Origin of the sequence: Acinetobacter sp. WU_MDCI_Abxd143, from assembly GCF_025514195.1 — a bacterium.
Classification (GTDB): Bacteria; Pseudomonadota; Gammaproteobacteria; order Pseudomonadales; family Moraxellaceae; genus Acinetobacter; species Acinetobacter pittii_H.
This window is the reverse complement of the sequence record NZ_JAHPTH010000009.1, coordinates 114,806-128,655: the sequence shown is the minus strand read 5'-3', so window position 1 is coordinate 128,655 and position 13,850 is coordinate 114,806. Positions and strand designations below refer to the sequence as shown.

Sequence of the window (13,850 nt, the reverse complement as noted above, 5' to 3'; positions counted from 1 at the left end):
GGAATAGCTCAGTTGGTAGAGCATAACCTTGCCAAGGTTGGGGTCGCGAGTTCGAGTCTCGTTTCCCGCTCCAAATTTAAAAGGCCCTAGTCGAAAGACTGGGGCTTTTTTCTTTTTACCGATTCACACATAACTTATTGAGAAGAGTTCGGCTCAAAGCCAAGCAAAGTCCAGCTATTTCATTGCTAGATTCACATTTTTAAATCATCACTTACAACGATTTAATCTAGTTATATTTATAAAGCGTTGGGGTTATTCGGTGCATAGATATACACGGCAATAATTGAAAACAGTCCAGATGAAAACTTTCTTGGGCAAGGCTCTGCTGTAAACATATAGAAAATATAAAGTCACAATCATAAATATAGCTTTCAAAATAATACTCTTCTGTCTTTTGAGCATCATTGGTTGAGTCGAGAAACTGTATATGCTCAGGCAACACATGAAAGTTGAGCTTTTTTAAATGACAGCTCATTCCTTCGCCAGTACATTTGATATAAGCCTCTTTTAAAGTCCATATTTGAAAAAACCGTTGATATACACTGGATGGATCAATGAGTTCATTCTGTTTAATCCACTCAATTTCACTCGATGCTAGCACACTATCGACACGTCTCCATTCGAACTCACGATCCACTTGTTCAACATCAATCCCTATTTCCCCTGCTTCAGTCACCGCAAGAACAATAATGTTTGCTGAGTGACTAAGATTAAAATACACAGCCTTACTACCTTCTACAAAAGGCTTGCCGTTGGGATGTAATTGAATATTAACTTCATGGGGTGAGATGCCTAGCTTATCCGCTAAGACAGTCTTCACTAATACGCGAGAGATCAAGAAAAGGCGAGCCGCCTTAGGATGATATTGATCATATCTCAGCTTCTCTGCCAAACTGAGAAAGCCGAGATAATGGCTCAATACCAAATGGTCTTGTGGTACCCGTGAAACTGGGCAGACATAAACCCGTACTTGGTCACGATTAGACATTAGGAAGCGATAGTGCTGTTGTATTTCATCAGAACAGGTGCGAGATAGTCAGAAACTGCCTCTACATGTGTGAGGTGTGGATTATGGCCTGCACCAGCTATCATATGTACAGGGATATCAGGATTTATTGTAGTAACCATCGGGTCTTTATCTCCCACAATGATTTCAACTTTAGATCCAAGCTCATTGAGCAAAGCTGTTTGAGTTACGCGCTGTTCTGGCAAACTAATCCGATGCATATACTCACTAATATGCTTGGCTACCGACACTCGACGTAATGAATCCATCGCATAACCAACCGCCGGATTCTGTTGCCCATCTGGATGCAAGTCTTTAGCAATCACATCTTTCGGCACAAAACGGAAAATTAGTTTAGATATTGCTTGTATCTGAAACATTTTAGCAGCCTGCGCCTGAACAAAATAAGGCGATATAAGGATGAGGCGTGCAACTTTTTCGGGATATTCCTTTGCAAGATTTAATGCAAAGAGACAACCTAACGAATGTGCAATAACAACACTATTTGGCGCTAAAAGTTTTGCAGCAGTGTCGATAAATTCATGATTGTTATCCTCCATCATCTCATAACTACCTGAACGGCCAAGTCCCGGCAGATCCATCATAGCAACCTGATCATAGGTAATTTTATTGATGATTGGAGACCAGCATGTGCTATCAAATGGAATGCCGTGTAAAAACAGTGCGGAAGATTTTTCTGAACCAACTGGCTGTTTAGTATAGATTTCTGTCCAATATCGGTTCTGATAGCTAAAAGAATTAGGTGTTGGTACTTGCATACGACCAAAGCGTGTAAGTACTAGACGATCAATCCAGCGAGAAAAATAAGGAGTGATATTGATCAGGTCCGCGATGCCCATCTTCACTGCCATCGCCTCTGCCCCCGCAACATGATAGTGCTCGGTAGAAATGAATGAGAGTTGCTCTTTAGAACCGTCAAGCAATACCTCAGGCAATTTCTCCAATAGAACCTTGGGTACTTGCAAATGTGGTGAGCTGACTCCCAAGTGTTCAGCAGCGAGATGAACCAGACGATGAAATTTCGGCGTCGCAGGATCAAGCAGCATATACTCCTGAGCAATGGTCTCAGGATAAGACATCGTTCGGATCAAAAAGCTCACGATATACTGCATATTGCATAGGGGCAGGAATGTGTCACGCCCACCTGGCAATGCCAGCAGACGTCCCTGATAGAGCTTATCAATCATGTCAGCAATACCGATATATTGCATATCGCCATAGTTATAAAAACCATCAATGACCGTCGCTGGATTTATTGCAGTCCATGGCACATTTAAACGCTTACAGGCCTCAATGAAAGCTTGATAACCTAAAATTTTTGAAGCTTCATAACCACCATGTTTGCAATACAACTCATCAGCCGACTCTTGCGGCGGCGTAGCGACACGATACCCCCCAATCCAGATAAATCGTTCAAGCTGCTTCAAGGTCGCAGCCCATTTAATCAAAGTAAGCCCTGACTTAATATTGGTACGCTCAGCTTCAGCTTTGCTAATACCCCAATTAAAGGATACAGCAAGATGATAAATCACATGGATCTTTGTCTGAGCATCCGCTAACAGAGAATCCAGCTTAAAATCGCGGCTTAAATCATATTCAACAAACGAAATAGATGGATCGGCTAGCCCTTGGGTTGCAATAAAATCTAATAGCTTATCTTTCTTGGTTGCGGCATTACGCAGTGCAGCAATCACCTGATGACCTTCATGCAGAAGTTCAACGATCAATCTGCTGCCAATAAAACCTGCTGCACCTGTTACTAATATGGTCTTCCGTGAAAAATTATCTTTTTTTGCGTTATTTAAATTATCCATAAATCACCTTATTAGGTGCTGGGCACTCCAGCATTGTTTAGAAGCGAGTTATCTTAAAAGTTATATCGAACCTGGGCATACACCAGACTGTTATCTCTAAATTGTCCTAGCACCGTATCATTTTTGCCCCAGAAGCGATCTCCACCTGCATTTAACTGCCAGTGATCATTGAGGTTGTAGTTAATACGTACTCTCAACAATTCATTAGGCTCTGGTGCAAAATAGAATCCTGTAAACTCTAACTTTAAATTGTCATTTAGTAGGTTAAGCGCATAACGCAGCATAGCTCCATACTGATCTTGCTCATATTGATCGCTGATTGTTTGCTGATAACGGTAGACTTCTCTCAATGCTGGATTTGTTAGGCTATCGGCAGATTTAAAGTCCTCTGTATGCTTGTACACGCCTACTAAACTCAGCGTAGAATTTTTTAATGACCATTCCGGTCCCATAACTACAGTTAAATTATTTTTCTTATGGGTAAGATCTTCTCTGCCATTTGAGTCAGTCTTTGTATATGCAGCTTCACCGCGCCACACGAGATCGTTATGGTTATAACTGAAATCAAATCCATAGACGGACATAGGATTATTTTTCAGCTGCAATGTTGCCTCCCCAGTTGGAGATACAGAAAGAATTGACAGATCAGGCATGTGATCCAAGCCTGAGAAATACGATGCCCCAACATCTAGACCATCTACGGAATAATCCCAGCGCATTGCAAATGCAGGACGGCTCTTACGGTCTATGTCATACTGAACACCAGCAATCTGACGCAATGGAATCACATCTGAACGATTACGCGGATACCACAATGCAGTCCATTTATTGGTTCCTGATTCAGGAATATATGTCAATTTGAGTGCATCATTTCCAAGACGTTGATCTGTCTCATCTGGTACTAGACGCGTATAGTCACGAGGCGAGAGGTTATCTGTGGGGTTAATCCCATCAGCTCTCCCCCAGACTACAATCTGGCGACCAACATCGACATAGACTGTCTGATCCCAGTTATAAGAAGCATACAACTCATGTAAGTTGCGATTTACCTTACTCACCTGATCTGGGTTCACAGTATGGTCCGTTTCGTCTCCAACCACTATGTCGTAATGGATCTTAAACTCTGGATTAAACTTGAGCGTACCATTGGACCAGAAACTTGCTTGTCCAATGTTTTTTAACGAACTTAAATCACGATCTGATGACCACACATCGAGTCTGGCTGAGTTCTGGCTCACAAAACTAATTTCGCTGTCATCTGCATGAGCATGCTGCAGTAGCATAAAGCTACTGCAGCATGCAAATACCCAATAGGCACCTTGCGTCATTTTTCAAGACTCTGCGGTGAGAAAAGCTTATCGGATAAGGTTTTTTCTGCGACAAAATCATTGACGATAACTTGTGTCATATGTTGAGTTTGCAGATTCTTCGCCATCGATTTCATAGCCTGCCATCTTGGTTTCACTTTGCCGTAAGGACGGATATCGGTGAATTCAATATGTTTTAATGGTTTGCCTGCCGTATCCCAAATGTCGATGGTTGCTGTAACAAAGTTGTCTTTGAGTATGCACATACGACGTTTGCTATAACCAAAATCACTCTTCACCGTATTATTGATTGGCGTTGCTTCAATCATGTAACAATCTTTGCCATTAAATTTGCCATCTGCCAGTTTGGTGTACTTCCAGTCACTGAGCTTATAGCCAAGTACATCCCCATAGCTAAAGTCCGTACCAATAAAAGCATCGCCCTTATTCGCCGATGCAAGACGACGTACTTTTTTCAATGCAGGCAAATAGACAAACATGCTATCGCTGCCTTTTGCATTTTCAATTAACAGCGTTGTGGTTCCTTGGACATCTGCTGGCGAGATGAACTCGGTCAAACGCATATTGTTCTGAGTATTTCCGGCAAGCTTAGTCATATTTTTGGTCAAACGTACGCGCTGCTCACCATTTTTAGAGGTCAAAATAAATTTGGCACTAGCCGTTGAAGATAAAAACTTAGAGGCGTCATCACTACGATTAACAATATCTTGAACTTCATCTGCATGAGATGTTTTAGGTAATGAAAAAGTGAGCGCCGTACCTAACAAAAGGCTTGTCACAACTGTTTGTGCAACAGGAATGCTCTTCTTCTTTGAAGAAAAGATAAAACGAGGTTTTAATATTAGAATCATTGTAGGCACCATAATTAAGGTTGCAAATACACTGAAAAGCATTGCAATGACAATAAACATCGCGAGCCATTGATGGACGTGGAAGCCTTGTGATAAGGACAGTACGCCGTAACCACCAGCAACCGCAGTCGCGACAAAAAGAGAAGCCTTACCAGCAGTACTTAAAGTCTTACGAATAGCATCTTTGATATCGCCCCCTTCTTCGCGCAAGATTTCACGCAAGCGATAGAGGAAGTAGATGGCATAGTCCGCACCAATACCCACAGCCATGGCCGAGATGAGTGAGTTCGGAATATTGAGTGGAATGTCGAGCCAACCCATCACACCAAAGATGGCAAGAATTGAGAATAGAAGTGGTGTAAGAACAATCAGTCCCGCTGAAATCGAACGGAAGACCAGTGCTGAAATAAAGAATACGGCAAATGAAATTTGTAGAATGTTCATTAGCTTGCCGTGAACCATCGTTTCAGTTAAAGCAATGGTTTGCGTCACATCACCACCAAAACTTACTACAGCCTTATCACCCAATTGACCCGCCATATACGTTTTTAGCGACTCAAGGATTTCTTTAATACGATGATTACTGCCGGTTTTCAGAAGAATCGTAATCTTGGCATAGCGCTGAGTGGTATCAATGTAGGATTCAAAATCAGTCGGTTCACCAGACATTGAATACAACAGCAGATACTGAGCAACGACATCTTTGGTTGCAGGAACCTGAAATGCCTGTGGCTGATCAGCATTCATTGCCTGATTCATCCTTTTGATATAGTCCACGATAGAGATTGTTTTACCGACCTCGGGAATTGAGTTTGCGAACTTTTCAGTATTATCAATCGCTTTTAAGATTTCAGGATTTTCAATACCATCACGAACCTTGGTATCGACCATGATGTAGAGACTGTTTGTGCCACCAAGAGACTGATTTAAAAATCTGTCGTCTTGCTGCATCGGTAGGTCTCGTGAGAAGAAGTTGCGGCTATCGTTATCAACCACAATACGGCTTGTGCCAATAGCAAGAAAGACGCCCATTGCCGCAATCGCAGTCATTAACATCATTCGTGGACGAACTGACAAAATGACATCACCAATACGGTTTGGAATCCAATCCCAAATTGGCAAGCCTTTGCGTTTAACCTTCACAACCGAAGGTGGTGGCAACATTGAGCGGAGTGCCGGAATAAAAGTCATCTCAATCACCAGCGTACTGATGATCCCGATCCCTGTAAAAATACCGAATGAACGAATAGTTGGAATGTTGAAAGTCAACAGAGAGAAGAATCCAGCTGCTGCAATACCACCAGCCAGCACCATAACTGGACCAACACGAACCAAAGACTGCACTACAGCTTCGCTATTGGCAGCTTTAGGCTCCATTCCTTGAGCAATCAGACGATCAAAATCTTCATAGTAGCGCTTGAGCAACTGCACAGCGTGCCCTGCTGCAATGGCCAGAATCAGAATTGGTGTAGGCGAGTTAAAGATATCCATTGGCTGTTTGAACAAGCCCATCATGCCCATACCCCATGCCACAGCCAACAAAGCTGTAACGAGTGGCAGAATCAAACCTTGCTTACTGCGGAATGCTTCAAAGTGCAATAAACCAATCACTAATACAGCAATCGGGAACAAAATATTGATACGCTTAGAGTAGTCTTCAGCTTTATCCAGATACACAGGATTGCCACCGACACTAATCGTCATATCTTTAGATTGTTCGCTCTCTACGATTTTGTTGATTGGGCCCATCATTTTCTGGAAGCCCTCTGGACTTTCCTCAAGCTCAAGCAAAATCGCAGCAGTTCGTTGATCTTTAGATACCACTGAATTCATATAGGTTGGATTCAGTGCCAGTAGTTTTTTCAGGTGATCAATATCCTCCTGAGTGACTGAACTACTCGGCAATAGTTTCTTGGCATCGAACCCTTCTGCATTCGCCTCGATACCTTTCGCCTGACGTGCAGCCAGACTCATTATAGTGGAACGGACTACGCCCGGTGCATTATCAACTTCTTCGGTAATGCGTTTGACTTTCTCCAACACCTGCGGCTGATAAATATCACCCTGCTTCGGTGTAATACCGATCACAACCATATATTTGGAGCCGAATTTCTTTTCAATCAGCTTGGTCGAGGTGATATAAGGATGCCCTTTAGGCGCAAGTGCATCTGGGTCAATAATAATTTTTACACCAGATGCCAGATACGCTAGAGCAAGTGTTAAGAGCATCACCACAGTCAAGACAATACGACGATGGCTAAGAATCCAACGCGCGTATTTCTCCATCATTTGTTGAGTCTTACGAGGTGGTTTATTGGTCTCGATAGTTGGTTTATTTTCATTGCCAACCGACTCATAGGCTTCACCCTTCTGAGCCAATGCTTGAAGATTATCAACATCTTTCTTGAACTGAGCGAGCACCATCTTTTTTAGCAGCGCTGGCGGCAATACACCAAAAAAGCTACCTGGTTCTGCCTCAAACACCCATTCAATCCACGTACCTTCCGGATGTGGTTTGAAACGGTAAGTACCGGTGTAGTGAAAGGGTCCTTCCACTACTTTAAACGCATACAATTCGTTCGGTACTAGATGTGTAATTTCACCTTTAAAGGACATTTCACGCCCAATAAAGCTAAAACCAATTTCGTACTTACTACCCACACGCGGAGTACTGTCTAGCAGCTCAGAATGCTTACACGACAATTGCCAACCTGCATCATTGGCCGGGTTTGAAAGGTAGTTGAAAACCTTGTCAATCTCGGCCGGTATGAGGAAAGCATGTTCTATGGTCACCATAGTGGTTCTACCTTCTTGTATTTCTTATGCAGGAATTGGGTACATCTGATCAATTGTCTGGGCTACAGCCACAACATTCTCAGCGTACATAATTGATGAATGGTCACCAGGCAAATCCACTTGTGTAAACGTTTCTTTGACCAGTTGATCCCAACCTAGACTTTCTCCAAAGTCTTCCTGCTCATCTTTGGCTTTAACCAAAAGAATTGGAAAATCTTCAGGGTCTGGGAAATAGGTTTGGAGTGCGATGCCATTCGCCAAATAGGTATCAAAGTAAAGTCGGAAGTCTGATGGTTCTGCATCTAGAGGCAGAACATTGATGGCCTTGGCTTCTTTAAGTACATGATCAAACATTTGATCTGGACTCAATTCACGTAAGTATTGCGCTGGGATCGTTAATTTTTTGCCATAAGGTGCAGCCAAATCACGAGCGAACCAAGACAAAAGCATCGCATCGTCGGCATCTTCAGGCACATTTTCTGGAATTGGAGCACGAGTATCGATCATGACAATACCTGTGACGTGTTGTCCCATTTGACGCAACTGACGACTAATCTCGTAGGCAATCGCTCCACCAAAACACCAGCCACCGAGGAAATAAGGTCCTTGAGGCTGCATCTTTTGCATTTCAGCAATATAGAGCGTCGCCATTTCTTCAATCGCCACTTCCGCAGCATCGGCTTCAATCAGTCCAGGAGACTGAATAGCACGTAAGGTACGGTTCGGATTGAGATGACGCGAAAGCTCCATATAACAGAAGGTACTGCCACCAATTGGATGGAACAGCCACAGCGGTTGTTCATAGGTTCCACGGCGTAGTTCAATTACGATAGATGGCTTAATTTCTTTATTTTCGCGAATGATCTCACCCAGACGCTCCACAGTGGAGTACTGTGCCAACAAAGCAACTGACAGTTCGGTACCGAAAGCCTTTTTAAGATGGTTAACAAGCTTCACAGCTAATAGTGAATGCCCACCTAGTTCGAAGAAATCATCATGTATACCCACTCGCTTGACCGACAAGATCTGTTCAAAGGTAGTACACAGCTCGATTTCGATCGGATCACGCGGTGCAACATAATCATTGCTCTGCTCAAACACTGGCTCAGGAAATGCCTTACGATCCAACTTATTGTTGGCCGTCATTGGAAATTCATCCAATCGGATAAACGCACTTGGCACCATATAAGCTGGAAGATGGATTTGCATGGTCTTTTTCAAACCGGCAATATCAAGCTCTTGTCCAGTTACATATGCCACCAATTTCTGGTCATTGCCAGCTGTAGTCTTAACCAGCACTACTGCATCTGTGATACCGTCGATCTGTTTGAGGACATTCTCGATTTCACCTAATTCGATACGGAATCCACGGATTTTGACTTGAAAGTCTAGACGTCCATGATGAGTCAAGCGTCCATCTGTACGCAGACAGACTTTGTCCCCTGTTCGGTAGAGTCGACCAGCATTTGGTAGAGATGGCAAAGTTGTAAATTGTGCATCTGTCAATTCAGGTCGATGCCAGTAATCAACTGCCAGACCATCACCGCCAATCCAAAGCTCACCCATAACGCCTGGTGGAACTAAACGCTGCTGCTCATCAAGGACATAAAGCTGGGTGTTCGCCAGTGGTTCACCTAAATCAATACACTTTGCATCAGTGATACGAGCCGCACTAGACCACACTGTAGTTTCGGTCGGACCATAGACATTCCATAGGCAACCGACTTTACCCAGCAGTTTTTCTGCCAGAATAGTATCTAACGCTTCGCCTCCACAGAGTGCAGTCAACCCTGCATTGCCGCCCCACTCGCTGTCTAGGAGCATTTTCCAAGAAGCCGGTGTTGCCTGCAAAACATTGATAGATTTAGTATTTAGATAATCCACCAATTGATTGCCGTCTTGTGATACCTCACGTGGGCAAACATGTACTACACCGCCGTACATCAGCGGAATGAGCAACTCAAGAATTGAAATATCAAAAGCATAAGTAGTGATTGCTAATAGCTGAGTCTCAGCAGTCACTTGCAATCTATCATTCATAGATAGCAAGAAATTGATGATTGAAGGGTGCCCAATACGGACACCTTTAGGCTTACCTGTCGAGCCTGATGTGTACATCACATAAGCAATGTCGCCAAAGGCAAGTGTCTCGCGCACTTGCTCAAGGGATACAACACCAGCTTGATTGATATCTAAGCGTGGAACAGACACGTTAAGAGCATCCATTAACTCGGTTTGAGTCAAGATGACTTTAGGTTCGGCATCGTCAATGATGTTCTGTAGACGTTCAGTTGGGAAATTAGGATCCAGTGGCACATAAGCTGCACCTGCCGCCCAGATCCCAAGGATTGCTGCTGGTAATAACGCCGTGCGGTCTAACATCAGACCTACACGATCACCACGTGTAATACCGTGTACACGCAAATATTCAGCAATACCAGCAATATGTTGACCTAATGCACGATAGCTAATTGTATGATCTTTTGAGGTTAAAGCATGATTTTCACCACGCTCATCAATCTGCTTAAAAATCATTGCGAATAGATCATGCTGAGCATAATCAGTCACCTTTCCACGAAGGGCCTCGAACTGAATGCCATCTTTATAATCAGGTGCGATATTTAACTCAACGATCTTACGTTCTGGATGAGCCACCATCTCAGATAATACAGCTTGCAGCAGCTGCACCATATTTTCGGCAGACTGCGCAGAAAATAACTCAGTGTTATATTTCAATACACCAACAAGTTCACCCTGATATTCACCGCCCATTTCTAGCGTAATATCCAACTGACCTTCTTGCTGGCGAACCGGAAAACTTCCTAAAGTTAAATCTTGACCAACCAAAGTAGCTGGGGTCTGGATTGGCAGAAGTAGTTCTTTAAACTCATCCATACCGCCTAGACGTTCCCAGAACATTCCTACCTGAGCCAATGGGTTAATACTGCCATCACGCTTTGGTGAAACAACCTCAACTACTCTAGAAAAAGCAACTTTTTGATGCTTAAGGCTCTGTCTTAATTGTTCCTGAACTTGCTGGGTAAATTGACGTAAAGTCAAATCAGCATCGATGTCCATCTGGATAGCTATTGTGTTGACGAACTGCCCCAATGCATTACGCAAAGAGCGTTCAAGTCGACCAGCTACAGGTGTGGCAATAACTAGATTATTTTCATTAGATAGTTTGTGCAGCAGGATATAGAACCCCGATAGCACAAGTCCGAACAATGTGATCTCATAATCTTTCGCCAAGTTTACAAGACCAGATGACACTGATTCAGGTACACGGAAAGCCAGTGAGCTACCCTTATGCTGCTGTACAGCTGGACGAGGATAATCAAGCGGAATGCTATGCACATGTGGTGCATGCTTCAGTGCATTTTTCCAGAAAAGTAAACTTTCATCAGTATCATCGATTACGCTGCTCTGCTGCTTATCGGCATACTGTGCAAACTCAATTCCGTTCACTGTATCCGATTCTGCAACGAGTCCAAAACGTTTACTAATGTCTCGCAGCAACAGACCAATTGACCAAAAATCCATGAGCGCATGATGAATCACAACGGCAATCACATAGTGATTTTGTCCACGCTCATAACAATGAACACGCCACAATGGTGGCTGAGTCAGGTCAAATGGCTGCTTGGTATCTTGCTCAACCAATTGCGTCAAATCAGAAGCTTCAATATGACGAGCATCAGAAAAGATGATATTCGGATAGACGCGATCCCAGATGAGTTGCTCAATTCCCTGATCATTGGCAGGCATGCTGACACGCAACAGCGGATAATCATGCATGACCGCTTCCAGAATCTCCATCGGCTTGTTGCCTAATGGTTGATTGACCTTCACGTCAAAGGCCACCACCATATTGTAGGCACTGCAAGTTGGCTCAAGACGCTGGATGTACCAAATACCAAGCTGTTCCGCAGAAATCGCATGACGCGACAGAACTTCCGGTTCTAGTCGTGCAAGGTTGTTCATGAAGCAACTCCCTGTTGCAACTCAGAAACAAGATATTCCGCCAACGCATTGATTGTTGGGTAATCCCATAAGAGGGTCGGCTCAAGCTCCAGTTTTGTCAGATCTTCTAAGTCCCCAGATACAGACAAAGCAACGATCGAATCAAGACCATAACTGGTAAATTTTTGATCTGGATCAATCGTCTCAGGCTCTACGCGCATTTCTTTGGCTACTAGCGTACGAATAATTGCGCTCCAGTAAGCTTTATCTTTATTCATGGGGTAATCTCCTCTTTAACCGGTTTGGCATCACGTGGTGCCAGTGCAAAATCGATGACGGATAACATATGGTTAGTTGAAATTCGGTCTAGTAAATCTGCCAATGTACTTTCACGTAATGACGTCATAGGAGGAGCTGTCCGTCCTTCAGCGGCATTTAAGAAAATGATCAACCATGCACCATCCTGTAAAGCTGGTCTTAGGCCCTGACGGTTAAAGACCCAGAAACCCAACACGGCAATACGAGCAAATAACTCGGCGTAGCTACGAGCAAGACTAAAGCGCAACGTTTCAAACTCTTTGCTCTGCTCAGAATTTGAGAAGTAATCCTGAATTTTTTGATCCAAAGAACGTTGTTCAACTAGAAGTTGGTCTGCTTGTTCACATAGCATAGTAAGTGTCTCAGCAGACAATCCTGCTGTGACATCGGCATCGTTGAGCATTTCGATGATTGTTTCGAGTGATTCCATCACCAAATCACCATCTCGGTTGAAAATCTCAAGCTCGCGGAAATCAATAGCGCCTGTCTCTACCTGCAAGTCATACAACTGGCGATAGCGTGCTTTAGCTTCTGATTGATTGAGATGGTCGGCTTTTTTGCTACGACCTTTATTGGCAGATTTGAGCTGAAAACTCAGACTGTCTAGGCAAACGGTGCTACTACCGTCAAACACACTAACAATCAGATGGTCTCTGAATGCTTTCTGATACATTCCATCCGCATACGCATTTCTTAAGAAAAAGCGTGACCCAAGCACTGAAGAAGTGATCTTGGCAAGCGATTCTACATACTCAGGTACCAGCACCTTGACGATTGGTGACCATGTACTGAACTGATTGATACATACGTGCAAACCACGCGCACCAACAAGTGATAACACTTCAGCCGCTAAAAGATAAGCATAGGCTGTAGCGAGTTGCTCACGTACCAACGGAATGCTTATTACTTTTTTGTTATATAACTCGCGTTCAATAGCAAACTCGGTCGCGATGCGTAGCATCGTATCGCCTGCTCCCAGAGAGAAACTACTGCAATATGCACGCGTTACCTGTAGAGTCTTGAGACCAAGCTCTAACCCTTGACCTTCTTCACCGATGAGAGCATCTTTGTGAATTTCAGCATTGTTAAAGCCAATACCACTGATATCTAGCCCACGCATACCAACTGTTGGCAGACGGTTCAGGCTATAAGTTCCTTTAGAAGCCATGTGGCGCTTATCGAGCCAAAATGCGCTTAAACTACGTGGTCCACGATCATTCGATGTTTTAGCAATCAGACTTAAAGAGTCACCTAAAGTGGCACGATTGATCGACCATTTTTCGCCATTTAAGACATATTTGCTCTCGGCAGATTGTGCAGTTACTTCACTAGATAGCAGATCGGCACCATGGGCTTTCTCGCTATAAGCCAGCGCTGGAGCAGCACCACTCAAAATTCGACTAGCGATATTTTGGCATTGGTTCGCATTACCCCCGATCCATACGATCACAGACCAAGCATTCGTACTATAGGTCGAGTTGATGGTTAGATCACGTCGTGCTAACACACGATGCAGATATAGCAACTCCTCACCAACTTCCATACGACCTCCAAGTTCTGAAGGTACATAAAAACGGTTCATACCCACCGCATTCAGGAAATCAACAGCTCGCTGAGGGTACTGCTCTTTCTCATCACGCTCGATGGCTGCGGACCAAGAAAAATCATTATTGGTATCGTGTACGGAGCCTAAAATTTGCTCCAGACGAGCAGCAGATTGAAACTGCCGCAAATTGGATGTAAGTGACATGAA

General features: G+C 43.7%; 7 protein-coding genes. All 7 read right to left on the bottom strand.

Annotation, left to right across the window (positions count from 1 at the left end; all coding sequences use genetic code 11):
• Positions 1 to 226: 226 nt before the first annotated feature.
• From KTI79_RS15015 to KTI79_RS14985, 7 genes are read right to left on the bottom strand one after another with little or no spacing between them, the layout of a single operon-like run.
• Positions 227 to 988 (bottom strand): 4'-phosphopantetheinyl transferase family protein, encoded by a 762-nt coding sequence (locus tag KTI79_RS15015; RefSeq protein WP_199964135.1) that lies wholly within the window; start codon positions 986 to 988, stop codon positions 227 to 229.
• Entirely contained in the window at positions 988 to 2,841 is a 1,854-nt protein-coding gene (locus KTI79_RS15010) for an alpha/beta fold hydrolase (RefSeq protein WP_086266230.1), read from the bottom strand. Before KTI79_RS15010 ends, KTI79_RS15015 begins: the two co-directional genes overlap by 1 nt.
• A gap of 53 nt (positions 2,842 to 2,894) precedes the next feature.
• Positions 2,895 to 4,169: a porin gene (locus tag KTI79_RS15005; protein ID WP_086266231.1), complete on the bottom strand. Its 1,275-nt coding sequence runs from the start codon at positions 4,167 to 4,169 to the stop codon at positions 2,895 to 2,897.
• Positions 4,166 to 7,816 carry an outer membrane lipoprotein-sorting protein gene (locus KTI79_RS15000; protein WP_086376403.1) on the bottom strand — a complete coding sequence of 1,217 codons (3,651 nt, stop codon included), beginning with the start codon at positions 7,814 to 7,816 and terminating at the stop codon, positions 4,166 to 4,168. Before KTI79_RS15000 ends, KTI79_RS15005 begins: the two co-directional genes overlap by 4 nt.
• A 24-nt stretch (positions 7,817 to 7,840) precedes the next feature.
• Positions 7,841 to 11,800 carry a non-ribosomal peptide synthetase gene (locus KTI79_RS14995; protein WP_086376402.1) on the bottom strand — a complete coding sequence of 1,320 codons (3,960 nt, stop codon included), beginning with the start codon at positions 11,798 to 11,800 and terminating at the stop codon, positions 7,841 to 7,843.
• Complete coding sequence (locus KTI79_RS14990) at positions 11,797 to 12,057, bottom strand: acyl carrier protein (RefSeq protein ID WP_001030690.1); 261 nt, start codon at positions 12,055 to 12,057, stop codon at positions 11,797 to 11,799. The genes KTI79_RS14995 and KTI79_RS14990 overlap by 4 nt, the downstream gene beginning before the upstream one ends.
• Positions 12,054 to 13,829 (bottom strand): acyl-CoA dehydrogenase, encoded by a 1,776-nt coding sequence (locus tag KTI79_RS14985; RefSeq protein WP_086376412.1) that lies wholly within the window; start codon positions 13,827 to 13,829, stop codon positions 12,054 to 12,056. The genes KTI79_RS14990 and KTI79_RS14985 overlap by 4 nt, the downstream gene beginning before the upstream one ends.
• Positions 13,830 to 13,850: the final 21 nt, after the last annotated feature.